Genomic DNA, 15335 nt, shown 5'->3' with positions numbered 1-15335 from the left:
ACCATTCAAACAATTTTTATATTAAACCAAAATGAACATTAACTTTTTTTCTAACTTATTTCTTTGGTTATTATTAATAACTTTACCAGAAATGGTATTTTCTCAATCGGTCGACTTTACAATTCAAGATGTAAAGTTTGAAAGTCAGGGCGTCACTCTTGCTGGCTCAATTTTAAGACCTAAAAATCCATTTACAGCAGTTGTCATTGTTCACGGATCTGACCCAGTAAAAAGAGAAATGGATTTCGCAAAACGTCTTGCTAAGGAAGGTATTGCTGTATTGACATATGACAAACGTGGTGTTGGAGAATCTGGTGGTGTGTATGTTGGACCATCTGTTGGCACGAATAATATTGACACTACTAATCTTAATTTATTATCTAACGACGCAAATGAGGCAGTAAAAACATTTCAAACCTATTTGAAAGATAAAAAAACACCTATTGGATTAGTTGGGTTCAGTCAAGCAGGATGGATAATTCCAATTACTGCGAGCAAAAATCCACAAATAGAATTTATGGTTTTATTTAGTTGTCCAACTATTACGACTCTGGAACAACTCCGATTTCAGTTTTACACTAACGGAAATAATAATTTTTGGGAAAATCATACAGACGCAGATGCCCGTGAACATACTAAAAATGACCCCGACAAGTATCAATTTGTGGCAACTGACCCAAAAACTTCTTTGAATGCTCTTTCAATTCCCGGACTTTGGCTTTTTGGTGAAAAGGACATACAAATTCCTGTAAAGTTGTGTATAGAGCAATTAAACACATTTAAAGTTCAAGGCAAACCTTTTGAATATACCTTGTTTCCAACATTAGGACACAATACTTCCTCTATCGATATTACAACACCTTTTGACATTTCAATACAATGGATCAAACAGAAAACAATAAACAATAAAAATCCTAAAAAATCAAAATAAAGCACTGCCTACAACAAGGCTTTTCAAAATCGGGGCTGAAGTCCTTCGATTTAGCATTTTTGCAAAGTTCAACAGAAGTAATTCTATTGAATTTTTGTGCTATAAATCCCAGCTCTGTGAAGTCTTCCGACTTCGCTACACACGTTAAACAATACAATTCCAACAGCTAACGTAAGTTTCTTGCGGAGATACTTCCTTCGTCAGCATGACAACTTTGTGTGGAAGTCTTAAGATTGAAGATTTTATTTCTGTCTTCTGAAATCTAAATTCTGACTTCTAACTTCCCATCATTTAGAAAATTTAGTAGAACTATTGCTTCAAAGTTTCTTTTAAAGCACTAAACCAAGTATATTTACATAAAGAACTAGGAAAAAGTTATATTTATGACTTGAATCCACCGTACTAAACCAACTTTATCGTTAAAATAGATTTTAATGAACATCAAAACATTAATACTGATTATAATTAATAGTTTAATCGCATTGGTAATTGCTTTATTGTCTTTTTCTTCATACAAGCAGTTTTCAAACGTTTTAAACGATCGTATTTTACTGCAATTAAATTCTATTAAAACACTCAAGCAAAATCAGATTGAACATTTATTAAAATCAGAATGGGAACGATTTGAGGCTTCCGAATTGTATAGCCAAAGCATGGATAGTACCGTATTAAAGCTTCCGGATAGTATTAAAAACAGCAATGGAATTCACGATTTTACAGCGTACCATGTTGATAAAAAAACAACAATAGGTTTTATCTCAAATTCGAAAAGAGGTACAAAGATTAAAGTTTTTGATTACAACAAAATTAAACAAATACTCCTTGAACGTACAGGAATGGGTGACAGTGGCGAATCCTATCTTGTGGGTGAAGATTCCCGAATGCGTTCTCAATCCCGTTTTTATCCCAATAAAACTCCTTACACCATATTGGTAAAAACAAAAGGTGTGAACAATGCTTTTAAAGGGAAAACCGGCAGAGGTGTTTTTAAGGATTATAGAGGTATTGATGTATATAGTGTGTACAGTCTCATAGTAATTGGAAACTTAAAGATGGTGATTCTATCTGAAATAGATGTTGATGAGGTTACTATCCCCTTAAAAGAATTAAAAGAAAGACTTGTAGGTTTAACTCTTGCTATTTTTTTACTGGCTGTGATGCTTTCTCTTTTTCTGACAAGAATTATTATCAACCCAATTAAGAATATGCAAAAAAGTCTCCGAATTATGGCAGGAGGAGACTATAACCAAACCAGTGAATTTATAAAAAATTCTAAGGAAATAAAGGAAATGTTTGATGCTCTGGCGAATTTGAAAGCTTCTTTGCAAGGTGCCGTAAAATTTTCCGATGATATTGGAAAAATGAATTTAAATACCAATTTTAAGCCTAAAAGTTCTAATGATCTGCTGGGAAAAAGCCTTTTAGCGATGAGAGATAAGCTTATAGAGTTTAGAAATAACGAAGAAAATACCAGAATACAATCAAAACGGATGTTGGTAAACGGTATGGAAAATGAAAGGCGTCGACTTTCGCGCGAGCTCCATGATGGTGTAGGTCCTTATTTAACCTCTTTGAAGCACTATATTGAAAACAGAGTGGAAAATGAAGTAAAGAAAACAGAAATGAAAAAAATAGTTGATGATACTATTTCTGAAATCAGATTGATGTCAAATGCCTTAATGCCTGCTTCAATAGATGATTTTGGAATTGGAGATACGTTAACCAACTTTATTGAAAGTCTGAAAAAATCGACAACTATAACTATTGAATATGAAGATTTAACCCAACAGGAAAGTTCTAATATAACAAACCATCAAGCTATTAATCTTTTTAGAATAAGCCAAGAGCTAATTAATAATTCATTAAAACATTCGAATGCAAAAAATATCCGAATAACCCTTTCAGAATTTGATGAATTTGTTTCTCTTTTTTATTTTGATGATGGTATTGGGTTTGATATCAACACTGTTAAATTAGGTTTAGGAATTATTAACATCAAAGAACGTGTAGAAATTTGCAACGGTACCATTACAATCAATGCAAATCCCGGAAATACAACCTTTGAAATTGAATTACCCATAGAATTATGAATGAAATCAAATTAATAATAGCTGATGATCATGAGCTTTTTAGAAAAGGACTTGCTGAGCTACTAAGAAAGCATGATGATATAAAAATAGTTAAGAGTGTTGCTGATGGTTTTGAGTTCATGGAGCTTATCAATAGCCAATTTGAGGCTGATATTGTATTGCTGGATATTACTATGCCCAATATGGATGGTTTTCAGGTTTTAAAAGAATTGAAAACCTTAACTTCTAATATAAAACCTATTGTAATTTCTATGCACAATGATGGTAATTACATTGCAAAATGCGCTAAAATGGGTGCTCACGGATACCTATTAAAAAATACAGATGAAGCTGAATTAATCCTTGCAATACGAAGCGTTAATAAAGGGAAAAAATATTTTAGTGCTGAAATTTCTGAAAAAATGATCAACTTTATGTCCACACACAGCATCAGTGAAAATATTTTGTCCAATAAGGAAACCGAAGTTTTGGGATTAATTTCTAAAGGGTTAACAACTAAAGAAATTGCTACTAAATTATTTGTGAGTTCACGCACAATAGAAACCCATCGCGCCAATATTTTAAAAAAGTTAGAAGTAAAAAATACCGCCGAACTCATTAAAAAAGCAACAAAAATGAATTTAATATAATACCCAAAAACAACAATATCCGTATAAATACGGATGCAAATTGGGTAGATTCACATAATCCCGAAAGCCTATTACTGAATGTATCTTTGTAAGGAACATTAAAAGTAATAGTCATGAAAAATATAGCATTAATTTTAGGAATTTTATTAATTTCTTTTGGGGCATTTGCACAACAAGAAAACAATGTAAAACAAAGTGATTTAAAAGGTCCAGCTTATAAAAATTACAAACACTGGATGCACAAAACTGAGCCTACTAAAATATACTCAGACAACAATAAAAAATCACTTCAGGGACCTGCATATAAAAATCAAAAACCAGGAAAAAACACTGTAGAACAAGATTTAGTTGAAGTGAAAATTGGTTCTGATAGACAAAAATTAACTGGACCAGCATACAAAAACCATGGTCCATGGAGTAAAAAAGGCTAATGTATTACTAATTGAATTTAGATAGACCAGAAATTTTGTTACTGACTAAAATCTGATTCAACAGCCATTAGAAAACTAAAGAGGCTGTTCGAAAATTACTTTTCGGACAGCCTTTATTTTGTTTTCTCTCCCTGATAATTATCTGGAAGATCAAACTATTCAAGAATTATACAATATCCGTATAAATACGGATGCAAATTGGGTAGATTCACATAATCCCGAAAGCCTATTACTGAATGTATCTTTGTAAGGAACATTAAAAGTAATAGTCATGAAAAATATAGCATTAATTTTAGGAGTTTTATTAATTTCTTTTGGGGCATTTGCACAACAAGAAAACAATGTAAAACAAAGTGATTTAAAAGGTCCAGCTTATAAAAATTACAAACACTGGATGCACAAAACTGAGCCTACTAAAATATACTCAGACAACAATAAAAAATCGCTTCAAGGGCCTGCATATAAAAATCAAAAACCAGGAAAAAACACTGTAGAACAAGATTTAGTTGAAGTGAAAATTGGTTCTGATAGACAAAAATTAACTGGGCCAGCATACAAAAACCATGGTCCATGGAGTAAAAAAGGCTAATGTATTACTAATTGAATTAGATAGTCCAGAAATTTGTTACTGACTAAAATCTGATTCAACGTAAACTAAAGAGGCTGTCCGAAAAGTAATTTTCAGACAGCCTTTATTTTATTTCAGGTATTCGAAAGTTTTAATCTTTATACAATTTAAATAATTCTTCCTCACCTTTTACCGTAATATCAGTATGTTTTTCTTTTCCTTTACTATCTAAATAAACCAATTTATAGGAATTATTTTTTGTTACTTTGAACTTTAAAAATTTATTTAAATCGTCTATAGGCGAAGGCGAATAGCCAAAATCTAATTCTTTCCCTTCTTGTTCTATGCTTATTTTCTCTGACACTCGTTGCAAATTTTTATCTGATTTGTAAAGTTGTAAGCTAATCCATACTTCATCTGGTTTTAAATTTTCTAAAACTTTCTCTTTTTCATACAAATCGATGTATCGTTGAGTAACATTTTCGGCATGAATAGCTTTAGAAAGGGTATCCCATTCTAATCTAAAATAAGTTTCTTTTGGTTTATAAGAAGAAGCATAAATCCAGTGTCTTGGATTGGATACATCAGCTCTTCCTGCATCGGCTAAAAACCAGGCTTTATTTAAATCCTCAGGATAATATTCTGTAAAATACCACTGACCATCCACCCATACTTCTACCCAACTATGATTTCCTTTCATATTTGTCCACATAGGAGTGCCCGCCATTCGAGCTGGAATCCCAACCGATCTCAATGCATCTACCAATAAAAACGAAAGCCCTGTACAAGTAGCCATTTTTTCCTTTATAGATTGAAACGGACTAATATTTACAATACTGCGATTCACATTATAATCAACCGATAAAAGATTCCTGATGTTAGTGCTAACAGCCTTAATTGCTTCCCGAACGTTTTTACTATCCTTAACCAATGGTGAAAATTTTAAATAAAAATCATTTCTCCAGTTATCTCTATTTTCATCAAAGCAATAATAGGGTAATACTTCATTAAAAAAAATGGAATCTGGTAATTTAGCACTCCATGAAAATTCTTTTCTCGCTTTGTAAGCACCATCAATTTGATCCTTAATAAACGGTATTGATAATGATTTCAAGTCTCGTTCAGGCATATATGCTATTAGAAAAGAAGCCGCTTCATAATGACGCATAGGCACCGCATTTAAAAAATATTGCAAGGAGTCCTTTCTATCACCAGATTTCTCTAATGCTTTATGCAATAAGGTATCATATTCTGGTAGAAAAACTCTGTTTTTAATTTGGCTGAACGCAAAAAAAGGAATAATTATAAAAACGAAAATAAAACAACTAAATTTCTTCATGGATTTAAAAATGGGGGTTACATATAAAAACTTTAATAATTCTAAAATTCAATTTATATGCGATTATAGGATTTACGGGCTATGACAAGCTTAAAAAATTGAATTTTGAGAACTAAAACTAGTAAAAAACAATATAATAATTCAACTGAATATTAAAAAGATTCTATATTTAACATATAGAAATACCCTATTTAATAAAGAATAAAATCATGAATAAACAGCTGTCTTAGTGAATTATTAATTTTTAACATCTTAATTTTTTTAAAGAAAAAAATCATTATTCTTTACTGTTTAATCCATAAATTATCTCATTTTTATAAAATTACGCTTTCACCTAGATCCGAAAACAAATTTGAAAAAACCATCAATGATTTTGTCTGAAAAAACTTTACATAAAATTTTAATCGGTGTTGTATAGTCGTAGTTTATAGGTTACCATAATGAGATTGCTTCGCTAGTTAGCTAGTGCTCTTGTACTCATTCTTACTAAAAATGCTAGTCTTACAGTTATTTTTTTAATAGCATTAAATTCTCAAATCTAAATTCTGCTTTCTAAAATCTGAAATCTGTCTTCTAAAGTCGTTTCGCTTCTTCCCAGAAAATATCCATTTCTGATAAGGACATATCCATTAAGGATTTACCTAATTCTCCTGCTTTGCCTTCTAAATATTGAAATCTTTTGATGAACTTTTTGTTCGTTCGTTCTAATGCATCTTCTGGATTAATATTCAGGAAACGGGCATAATTTATCATCGAAAATAATACATCGCCAAATTCGGCTTCCATGGCATCTTGATTTCCTAATTTTACCTCCTCTTGCAGTTCTTGTAATTCTTCCTGCACTTTGTCCCAAACCTGATGTGATTCTTCCCAGTCAAAGCCTACTCCTTTTACCTTATCCTGAATTCTACTGGCTTTTACTAAGGCTGGTAAACTTCTAGGAACGCCTTCCAAAACTGATTTCTTACCTTCCTTGAGTTTTAATTTTTCCCAGTTTTGTTTGACTTCTTCTTCATCTTTCACCAACGTATCGCTGTAAATATGCGGATGACGGTGAATGAGTTTTTCGCAAATTTCGTTGCACACATCGGCAATATCAAAATCATTGGTTTCACTACCTATTTTGGAATAAAAAACAATATGCAATAACAAATCACCCAACTCTTTTTTTACTTCATTCAAATCATTGTCTAAAATGGCATCACCTAATTCGTAAGTTTCTTCAATGGTAAGATGTCTCAGGGTTTGCAAAGTTTGCTTTTTATCCCAAGGACATTTTTCACGCAAATCGTCCATGATATCTAATAATCTTTCAAAAGCCTGTAGTTGTATTTGTCTTGCGTTCATGGTGTTTTGTTTTGTGTAAAAATAAGAAATCCTGTGTCCTAATTAGTTTAGAACACAGGATTTTTATAAAAATTCAGAATGAATTTATTCTGTTACTTTTTTAGCTTTTTTTGGTTTTTCAGCCGGAGCTTCGACTTCGGCAGCAACTGCTTCAACTTCTTCTTCTACTGCTGTTTCAGCTTCAATCAATCCTTTTGCTTGCAAGGTATTGTACCAATTTAAAATTTTCTTAATATCTGAAGCATATACTCTTTCTTCATCATAAGTTGGTAAAACTTCTTTAAAATAAGCTGCTAAGGCTGTATTGTCTTCTTTGTGCGAAATAGCTGGACCATTATTTTCTTTTTCAGCAATATTACTCATTACTTCTTTTAATGGTTTTTCGCCATCATAAGTGTAAACTGAAATCTCAGATAATAAACTCACATTACTTTTTAAACTTACTGTGATTTTTTTTCCATCTGCCAATGATTCTGCTACAAAACCAGTACGTGTTTGTACTTTTAAAACATATAATCCTGGTTTTCCAGAAATCGCTAATATTTTTTCTAAATTCATGCTTTTATTATTATTATTAAGAATTCATTTTTATTATTGGTTACTATTGTTCAAAAACAATACCAAAATAGATTATTCTGCAACTATTTATCTTCCTTTTTTAGCAAAAAATCGCATTCTGTAATCTTGAAAGGTTTTCCCTTCCATGATATTTTTCAGTTTTCCTTTGATTAATCGCTTTTTTAAAGACGAAATTTTATCCGTAAACAAAACACCTTCAATATGATCGTATTCATGCTGAATTACTCGGGCAATTAATCCGTCGAAAACTTCTGTTTTCATCACAAAATCTTCTTCGCAATATTCTAGAGTTACTCTTTCTTTGCGATACACATCTTCGCGAACATCAGGAATACTTAAACATCCTTCGTTAAAACTCCAATCGTCTCCTTCTTCCTTAATAATTTTAGCATTAATAAAGGTACGTTTGAATCCTTTTAACTGTTTTTGTTGTTCGGCTGCTAAATCTTCGTCATCACTAAAAGGTGTTGCATCGATTACAAATAAACGTATCGCTATTCCTACTTGTGGTGCTGCCAATCCTACTCCATATGCATTATACATTGTTTCGTACATGTTGGCAATTGTTTCTTTCAAGTTAGGATATTCGGCTGTTACTTCGGCTCCTACTGCTCTCAAAACGGGATCACCATATCCTACAATTGGTAAAATCATTGTTGTTGTATTAAATTATTCCCTTCAAATAACGGTTTAGACTCCTATAATTTAGGATTGCCAAAAATAGTAAAAATTTAGACAAAGCTTAAAGCGAAAAGAATAAATAGTGTTTTTAAATTAAAATAGGAAAAACAATTTCATTTAACCCATTGATAAATGGCACAATTCATACCTTTGTAAATAATCCCAAATTTATGATTTCGAAAATTCAGAAATTTATTTCGAGTACTGATTTCAGTAATGCGCTAAAAGTAACCATTGCAGCGGTTTCTCCCGTATTATTGTTTTCCTATTTTGATCATTTTAAAATAGGTTTCACTATTGCTCTGGGTGCTTTTTTTACTTTTCCAAGTGATATTCCTAGTAATTTAAAACATAAAATTAACGGATTGCTGGTGACTTCATTAATTATTGCTGGAGTCAATTTTATCATTAATCTTTGCTATCCCTATCCGTTTTTATTCTATCCTGTACTGGTTTCACTGATCTTTTGTGTTTCCATGATTTTAGTGTACGGACAACGTGCCACTATGGTTTCTTTTTCGGCTTTATTATCTCTTTCTCTGGCTTTTGCACATTTAAATTCGGGTTGGGAAATGCTAGAATATTCGGGACTTTTATTAATTGGAGGTTTATTTTATACGCTTATTTCTATTGTTTTTTTCTACATAAAACCCAATCGTTATGTCGAATTACAAATGGCAGAATGCATCCGACTTACCGCAAAATACTTAAAACTACGCGGTGATCTTTGGGAATTGAATTCGAATAGAAAAGCCATTACCAAAAAACAATTGCATTTTCAGGTAGAGCTGAATATCCTGCACGAAAACATTCGAGAAATACTCATTACAAGCAGAACAAAATCAGGTTCTTCTTCTCAAAACCGAAAAATGTTGCTGAGTTTTATTTCTTTAGTAGAAATACTGGAACTTGCTATATCCACTTCTTTTGACCACAATAAGTTGCATCAAAAATTTGATAGCTATCCTAAAGCCTTAGAAAACTATCAAAAATTAGCTTATAACTTAGCCAAAAGCCTAAAATTATTATCCAAAAGCATCCAAGACGGCAAGCCCTACGAATCACAACACAATTTAATTGAAGATTTACAACAATTTGAAAATACGATTAAAGATTACAAAAAAGAATTAAAAACCGATTCTTCTTCAGAAGAGGTTTTAATGCTCATTACAATGCTGCATTATGCCGAAAAACAAGCGGAAAAAATTATCACCTTAGAACGCGCTTACACTGTTAATATTAATTCAGGAGACTTAAAAGGGCGCGACAAAGACATTGAAAAATTCATCAAACCTCAATATTATCCGTTAAGTACTTTTGTAGAAAATTTTAGTTTTTCTTCTACTGTTTTCAGGCATTCACTTAGAATAACCATCACTATTTTGTTAGGTTACATGATAGGAAAAGTACTTCCTCTGGAAAATGTTTACTGGATTATTCTTACCATAGTGGTAATCATGAAACAAGGATTTGGAGTTACAAATGAGCGTACGTATCATCGTATTTTTGGAACTTTAGTGGGAGGAATTATTGCTTTTGGAATCCTTTCTGTGGTTCATGATTCTTATTTGATTAGTACAATTGCTATTGTTTCAATGCTTTTAGGGTTTTCTTTTAATCCAAGTAATTATAAAATTGGAGCTACTTTTATTACTATTTATGTTATCTTAATTTACGGCATTCTAGCGCCAGATAACGGAAATGTAATTGAATATCGAATTTTAGACACCATTGTTGGTGCCACTTTATGTTTGCTTGCTAATTATTTTTTATGGCCTTCTTGGGAGTTTTTAAATCTCCCGGCATATATCAAAAATGCCATTGAAGCCAATCGTAATTATTTAAAGGAGATTTCTTTATTATATAATAAAAAAGGAGAAGTGCCTACTGAATATCGATTAGCCAGAAAACAAGCTTTTATTGAAATTGGGAATTTAATGGCTTCTTTTCAGCGAATGTTACAAGAACCAAAATCAAAACAAAACAGGCTTCCACAGGTTTACAAACTCACTGTGCTGAATCATTCGTTATTATCCTCTACGGCTTCTTTAGGAACGTACATTCAATCACATAAAACAACTGAGGCATCGAAAGCATTTAATGTTGTAGTAGATAAGGTAATTGAAAATTTAGAGTTTTCTATAACTATTTTGAGTAATCCAAATCCTGATTCCAATTCGGTTGCTTCAAACGAAGACTTAAACCAAAGACTTACCGAATTGAAAAATATTCGAGCAAAAGAGCTAAAACAAATAAAATTGATTGACGAAGAAGCCTATCAAATCAAGATGCAAGAAGCGCAATTAGTAATCGAACAATTAATCTGGCTAACTAATTTATCTGAAAATATTATAAAAACAACAGAGTTATTAATGGGCATAAAAAAAGAATCCCAACTATAAGGTCGGGATTCTTGTATTTGTATTGAAGTAACTATTTTAATTTTAGAATTGTTGCTGTATTTGCTCTAACTTCATCCAACAATTCTGGGTTTTCGTTTAATTTTTGTCCGTAAGAAGGAATCATCTTTTTAAACTTTTCCTGCCATTCTGGAGTTTTCATTTGGTCTTTATAACATCTTCCTATTACATCAATCATAATAGAAACTGCTGTTGAAGCTCCAGGAGAAGCTCCTAATAAAACAGATAATGTTCCATCTGAAGAAGTAATTACCTCGGTACCAAATTCTAACTTACCACCTTCTTTTTCATCTTTTTTAATTACCTGAACTCTTTGTCCGGCACGTTCTATAACCCAATCCTTAGATCTTGCACCAGGAACATATTCTCTTAAAGCTTTCATTCTATCCGCTGGAGATTGACGAACTTGCTCAATAAGATATTTAGTTAAAGGAATATTTTTGATTCCCGCCATAACCATCGGTACAATATTGTCTAATTGAATGGATTTTGGCAAATCAGAATATTTACCGTTTTTCAGGAAACGAGTAGAGAATCCTGCAAAAGGTCCAAACAACAACTGTTTTTCACCATTAATCATTCTGGAATCAATATGAGGAACAGACATAGGTGGTGCTCCTACACTCGCTTTCCCATATACTTTAGATTCATGTTGCGCAATTACTTCTGGATTAGTACATCTTAACCATTGTCCGCTTACAGGGAAACCTCCAAATCCTTTTCCTTCAAGTATATTGGCTTTTTCTAATAATGGTAACGAACCTCCACCTGCACCAATAAATACAAATTTAGTATAGGCTTTTCTGATTGATCCATTAGTTAGATTCGTGATTTTTATTCTCCAGGATTTATCTTGACGTTGTCTTAACTTTTGAACTTCATGATGAAAGTACATATTAACCCCTTCCATTTTGGCTAAATAACCAAACATATTTCGAGTCAATTCCCCAAAATTCACATCAGTTCCTATCGCCATAGAAGTTCCTGCTACTTTTTCTGATTCCTTTCTGCCTTCCATCACTAGAGGCATCCATTTTTTCAATTCTGAAAAATCAGTACTAAACAACATTTCTTTAAAAAGCGGATTAGCTTGTAAAGCTTTGTAACGTTTTGTTAAATACTCAACATTCTTATCTCCCCATACAAAACTGATATGTGGAATTCTTTTAATAAAATTTTCTGGTGCTGATACTTTTTCTTCTTGCACCAAATAAGCCCAAAATTGACGAGAAACCTCAAAAGATTCCGCAATACTGATTGCTTTTTTAGGATCAATGCTTCCATCGCTTCCTTCTGGTGTATAATTCAATTCGCAAAATGCAGAATGTCCTGTACCAGCATTATTCCATGCATCAGAACTTTCGGCTGCTGCTCTATCTAATCTTTCGTAAATATCAATGGTAATATCAGGTTGTAATTCCTTTAAAATTAAGCCTAAAGTGGCACTCATAATTCCAGCTCCAATAAGAACTACATCACTACTTGAACGTATTGTTGTATCAGACATAATATTTTTTTTATAAGCCGCAAAGATACTTTAATATTATTGTAATTAAAAGACTAATTCCGACCGAAAAAGTTACATTTATCACTAAGTTTAGTCCGTTTAACAAAGAATTATTAAAACATTTTTCGGGACAAATAATCCTGTAGCATGATAGTAGCCGAAATTTCGTCAATCAAGGCTTTATTTTGACGTTGTTTTTTCTTTAAACCACTATCAATCATGGTTTGGAAAGCCATTTTAGAAGTAAAACGTTCATCAACCCTAACCACTTTCATATCAGGAAAATGATTGGTAAAATGCGTTACAAATCCTTTAATGATGGAAGCACTTTCAGAAGGCTGTCCGTTCATTTGTTTGGGTTCGCCAATAAGTACCAATTCTACTTTTTCTTTCGAAAAATAATCTTTCAAAAAATCGATAGCCGTAGCACTGGGAATGGTTGTTAATCCCGAAGCTATAATTTGCATTTCGTCAGTAACAGCAATTCCTGTACGTTTTTGACCGTAGTCTATGGAGAGAATTCTGGGCATTTATAAAGCGTTTTTATGTTTTATGAAACCGAAAACGGAAACTATTTTTTGATCTAAATCAATATAACATACAACGGTATATCCTTTAAAAACATAATCTCTAATGCTTTCATCATTGTAATATCTGGATTTTTTAAAATGAAATGGATTTTTTAAATCTTTCTTAATATTTCTCAATAAATCAGATTTAAACTTTCTAGCTGCAGCTGGTTTATCTTTTGAGATATAATTAATCTGATTATTAAGTTCAAACAAAAATTCTTCCTGAAGCTTAATTTTCATACTTAGAAATTGTTTCTTCCAAAATTGCGTCAACCTCTTCAATAGTATAAAATTTGGCTGTTCCATTTTTTATCTTAGCCAAAGCAGCATCTAATTTTTTCTTATTTGCATCGAAATCAGGATCTTCTTGAACTATTTTTAATTCATCTGAAGAGAACGAACTTAATAATTCTAAAATTTTTTCTTTAATCTCTGATTTAAACTCTAATCTAATCGCTTCCATAACAGTTTCATTTACAATACAAATATAAGCTTTTCAAATTATTTTTATCGAATTAATTCTTGCTAACAACAAATCATTTCAGCTTCCCTATTCGCAACAACATGGGAAAAGTCACTTTTTTATCATTTTCTTCCCAGGATGTTTTTAGCGTATCTCGGATTAAATCCAATGGATTTTTATTGTTTTTTTTGATATAATGTTGAACTGAAGACCAAGTTTCCAAATAACCAATCAATTCCTCAAAACTCCATTCTAATTGATTTTCGAATTTTTCTACCGCTTGTTCTTCAAAAGCAAATGGAATGGTTTGATAATTTTCATCTAAATATTTTCGTTCCGCATCCCAATAAGGTCCAACAATATTATAATAGAAATCATGTAAAATAATATCCGTATTCGAATTAGTAGAAAAAAGTCCATAACCTAAAACAGCTATAACACCATTGGGTTTTAAAATTCGGTATACTTCCTTATAAAACAAATCAAAATTAAACCAATGCACTGCCTGAGCAACTGTTATCAAATCGAATTCCTGATCTTCAAAAAAAGTATTTTCTGCCGAAGCTGCTTTGTAAATAATATTATCAGCTACATAAGCATTATCCAATTGATTCTGACTGATATCAATTCCGTAAACCTCTTCAAAAGCTGCTGACAATTTATATGCCACCTGACCGTTTCCGGTAGCTACATCAAGTGCTTTTGATTTATTTTCGACAAATGAAATAATGTAAGCAATTATTTCATCTGAATATTGGGGTCTGAATTTAGAATAAGCCGAAGCTTGTTTTGAAAAATTATCTTTCATTAGAATTCTTCTTTCTTTTATTTGTTCAAATTTACAACTTTTAAAAAGGCAAAAAAACATCCAAACCTTTTTATAACATCTTCCCTCCAATTAACTTTTTTGATTTTACTTAAAAAACATATCTTTGCCAAAAAATATTCAAAAATGAGCGCATTACAAACAATTATAGAACAAGCTTGGGAAAATAGAGCTTTGTTGCAAGAAGAAACAACTACTAACGCGATTAGAGAAGTAATCGAATTGTTAGATTCAGGAAAATTACGTGTTGCTGAACCAAAAGGGGACGGATGGCAAGTAAACGAATGGGTTAAGAAAGCAGTAGTGATGTACTTCCCTATTCAAAAAATGGAAACTTGGGAAGCTGGAATTTTTGAATACCATGACAAAATGGAATTGAAAAGAGACTATGCCGAAAAAGGAGTTCGTGTAGTTCCTGGTGCTTCTGCTCGTTACGGTTCTTTTATTTCTAGTGGTGTAATCATGATGCCAAGTTATGTAAACATTGGCGCTTATGTTGATGCTGGTACAATGGTTGATACCTGGGCAACTGTAGGTAGTTGTGCTCAAATTGGTAAAGACGTTCACTTGAGTGGTGGTGTTGGTATTGGTGGTGTTTTAGAGCCATTACAAGCTGCTCCGGTTATCATTGAAGACGGTGCTTTTGTAGGTTCTAGATGTATTGTTGTTGAAGGTGTTCACGTAGGTAAAGAAGCCGTTCTGGGTGCAAATGTATGTTTGACTGCTTCTACTAAAATTATTGACGTTACTGGAGATACTCCGGTAGAAATGAAAGGTTTTGTTCCTGCTCGTTCAGTAGTAATTCCTGGAAGTTATACTAAAAAATTCCCCGGAGGAGAATACCAAGTGCCTTGTGCTTTAATCATTGGTACACGTAAACCATCTACAGATTTGAAAACTTCATTGAACAATGCGTTAAGAGAATATGATGTAGCGGTATAAATTCTAAATC

At 32.1% G+C, this 15335-nt stretch carries 16 protein-coding genes; 7 read left to right on the top strand and 9 right to left on the bottom strand.

Annotated elements, in window-relative coordinates; genetic code table 11:
- Positions 1-31 precede the first annotated feature (31 nt).
- The 5 genes from AAGV33_RS09010 (at position 32) to AAGV33_RS08990 (ending at position 4670) form a co-directional block, all read left to right on the top strand.
- Positions 32-931 (top strand): alpha/beta hydrolase family protein, encoded by a 900-nt coding sequence (locus tag AAGV33_RS09010; RefSeq protein ID WP_373391645.1) that lies wholly within the window; start codon positions 32-34, stop codon positions 929-931.
- A 434-nt stretch (positions 932-1365) separates the two neighbouring features.
- Complete coding sequence (locus tag AAGV33_RS09005) at positions 1366-3021, top strand: sensor histidine kinase (RefSeq protein ID WP_373391644.1); 1656 nt, start codon at positions 1366-1368, stop codon at positions 3019-3021.
- A complete protein-coding gene (locus tag AAGV33_RS09000; protein WP_373391643.1) occupies positions 3018-3650 on the top strand; it encodes a response regulator in 633 nt (210 codons plus the stop codon). Before AAGV33_RS09005 ends, AAGV33_RS09000 begins: the two co-directional genes overlap by 4 nt.
- 113 nt (positions 3651-3763) lie before the next feature.
- A complete protein-coding gene (locus AAGV33_RS08995; RefSeq protein ID WP_373391642.1) occupies positions 3764-4081 on the top strand; it encodes a hypothetical protein in 318 nt (105 codons plus the stop codon).
- A 271-nt stretch (positions 4082-4352) separates the two neighbouring features.
- Positions 4353-4670, top strand: coding sequence for a hypothetical protein (locus AAGV33_RS08990; RefSeq protein ID WP_373391641.1), 318 nt, complete (start codon positions 4353-4355; stop codon positions 4668-4670).
- Positions 4671-4800: 130 nt separating this feature from the next.
- Here the strand turns inward: AAGV33_RS08990 and AAGV33_RS08985 are convergent, their stop codons facing one another.
- The 4 genes from AAGV33_RS08985 to def all read right to left on the bottom strand — a co-directional run bounded on the left by AAGV33_RS08985 (position 4801) and on the right by def (position 8568).
- Positions 4801-5988 carry a transglutaminase-like domain-containing protein gene (locus AAGV33_RS08985; RefSeq protein WP_373391640.1) on the bottom strand — a complete coding sequence of 396 codons (1188 nt, stop codon included), beginning with the start codon at positions 5986-5988 and terminating at the stop codon, positions 4801-4803.
- A gap of 573 nt (positions 5989-6561) precedes the next feature.
- Positions 6562-7335, bottom strand: coding sequence for a nucleoside triphosphate pyrophosphohydrolase (gene mazG, locus AAGV33_RS08980; protein ID WP_373391639.1), 774 nt, complete (start codon positions 7333-7335; stop codon positions 6562-6564).
- 84 nt (positions 7336-7419) lie between these two features.
- Positions 7420-7893 (bottom strand): DUF5606 family protein, encoded by a 474-nt coding sequence (locus AAGV33_RS08975; RefSeq protein WP_373391638.1) that lies wholly within the window; start codon positions 7891-7893, stop codon positions 7420-7422.
- Between the two features lie 87 nt (positions 7894-7980).
- Entirely contained in the window at positions 7981-8568 is a 588-nt protein-coding gene (def, locus tag AAGV33_RS08970; protein ID WP_373391637.1) for a peptide deformylase, read from the bottom strand.
- A gap of 197 nt (positions 8569-8765) precedes the next feature.
- Between def and AAGV33_RS08965 the strand changes: the two genes are divergently transcribed.
- Positions 8766-10997 carry an FUSC family protein gene (locus AAGV33_RS08965; RefSeq protein ID WP_373391636.1) on the top strand — a complete coding sequence of 744 codons (2232 nt, stop codon included), beginning with the start codon at positions 8766-8768 and terminating at the stop codon, positions 10995-10997.
- Between the two features lie 31 nt (positions 10998-11028).
- On the opposite strand, the gene AAGV33_RS08960 is transcribed toward AAGV33_RS08965, so the two are convergent.
- From AAGV33_RS08960 to AAGV33_RS08940, 5 genes are all read right to left on the bottom strand, one after another.
- Positions 11029-12522 (bottom strand): malate:quinone oxidoreductase, encoded by a 1494-nt coding sequence (locus AAGV33_RS08960; protein WP_373391635.1) that lies wholly within the window; start codon positions 12520-12522, stop codon positions 11029-11031.
- A gap of 113 nt (positions 12523-12635) precedes the next feature.
- Positions 12636-13052, bottom strand: coding sequence for a Holliday junction resolvase RuvX (ruvX, locus tag AAGV33_RS08955; RefSeq protein WP_373391634.1), 417 nt, complete (start codon positions 13050-13052; stop codon positions 12636-12638).
- Positions 13053-13334 carry a type II toxin-antitoxin system RelE/ParE family toxin gene (locus AAGV33_RS08950; RefSeq protein ID WP_373391633.1) on the bottom strand — a complete coding sequence of 94 codons (282 nt, stop codon included), beginning with the start codon at positions 13332-13334 and terminating at the stop codon, positions 13053-13055.
- Positions 13324-13557: a hypothetical protein gene (locus tag AAGV33_RS08945; protein WP_373391632.1), complete on the bottom strand. Its 234-nt coding sequence runs from the start codon at positions 13555-13557 to the stop codon at positions 13324-13326. The genes AAGV33_RS08950 and AAGV33_RS08945 overlap by 11 nt, the downstream gene beginning before the upstream one ends.
- Before the next feature lie 73 nt (positions 13558-13630).
- Positions 13631-14365 carry a class I SAM-dependent methyltransferase gene (locus tag AAGV33_RS08940; protein ID WP_373391631.1) on the bottom strand — a complete coding sequence of 245 codons (735 nt, stop codon included), beginning with the start codon at positions 14363-14365 and terminating at the stop codon, positions 13631-13633.
- 144 nt (positions 14366-14509) lie between these two features.
- On the opposite strand from AAGV33_RS08940, the gene AAGV33_RS08935 reads away from it, so the two are divergent.
- On the top strand, positions 14510-15325 hold the full coding sequence (locus AAGV33_RS08935) for a 2,3,4,5-tetrahydropyridine-2,6-dicarboxylate N-succinyltransferase (protein WP_373391630.1): 816 nt from the start codon (positions 14510-14512) through the stop codon (positions 15323-15325).
- The last annotated feature ends 10 nt before the right edge of the window (positions 15326-15335 follow it).

The organism is Flavobacterium magnesitis, assembly GCF_041729735.1.
GTDB classification, from domain to species: Bacteria; Bacteroidota; Bacteroidia; order Flavobacteriales; family Flavobacteriaceae; genus Flavobacterium; species Flavobacterium magnesitis.
This window is presented reverse-complemented; position numbering and strand designations above follow the sequence as displayed.

Bases quoted from the DNA above. Each gene is read 5' to 3' on its own strand.
- AAGV33_RS09010 (WP_373391645.1), top strand. From the start codon at position 32: ATGAACATTAACTTTTTTTCTAACTTATTTCTTTGGTTATTATTAATA.
- AAGV33_RS09005 (WP_373391644.1), top strand. From the start codon at position 1,366: ATGAACATCAAAACATTAATACTGATTATAATTAATAGTTTAATCGCA.
- AAGV33_RS09000 (WP_373391643.1), top strand. From the start codon at position 3,018: ATGAATGAAATCAAATTAATAATAGCTGATGATCATGAGCTTTTTAGA.
- AAGV33_RS08995 (WP_373391642.1), top strand. From the start codon at position 3,764: ATGAAAAATATAGCATTAATTTTAGGAATTTTATTAATTTCTTTTGGG.
- AAGV33_RS08990 (WP_373391641.1), top strand. From the start codon at position 4,353: ATGAAAAATATAGCATTAATTTTAGGAGTTTTATTAATTTCTTTTGGG.
- AAGV33_RS08985 (WP_373391640.1), bottom strand. From the start codon at position 5,988: ATGAAGAAATTTAGTTGTTTTATTTTCGTTTTTATAATTATTCCTTTT.
- mazG (WP_373391639.1), bottom strand. From the start codon at position 7,335: ATGAACGCAAGACAAATACAACTACAGGCTTTTGAAAGATTATTAGAT.
- AAGV33_RS08975 (WP_373391638.1), bottom strand. From the start codon at position 7,893: ATGAATTTAGAAAAAATATTAGCGATTTCTGGAAAACCAGGATTATAT.
- def (WP_373391637.1), bottom strand. From the start codon at position 8,568: ATGATTTTACCAATTGTAGGATATGGTGATCCCGTTTTGAGAGCAGTA.
- AAGV33_RS08965 (WP_373391636.1), top strand. From the start codon at position 8,766: ATGATTTCGAAAATTCAGAAATTTATTTCGAGTACTGATTTCAGTAAT.
- AAGV33_RS08960 (WP_373391635.1), bottom strand. From the start codon at position 12,522: ATGTCTGATACAACAATACGTTCAAGTAGTGATGTAGTTCTTATTGGA.
- ruvX (WP_373391634.1), bottom strand. From the start codon at position 13,052: ATGCCCAGAATTCTCTCCATAGACTACGGTCAAAAACGTACAGGAATT.
- AAGV33_RS08950 (WP_373391633.1), bottom strand. From the start codon at position 13,334: ATGAAAATTAAGCTTCAGGAAGAATTTTTGTTTGAACTTAATAATCAG.
- AAGV33_RS08945 (WP_373391632.1), bottom strand. From the start codon at position 13,557: ATGGAAGCGATTAGATTAGAGTTTAAATCAGAGATTAAAGAAAAAATT.
- AAGV33_RS08940 (WP_373391631.1), bottom strand. From the start codon at position 14,365: ATGAAAGATAATTTTTCAAAACAAGCTTCGGCTTATTCTAAATTCAGA.
- AAGV33_RS08935 (WP_373391630.1), top strand. From the start codon at position 14,510: ATGAGCGCATTACAAACAATTATAGAACAAGCTTGGGAAAATAGAGCT.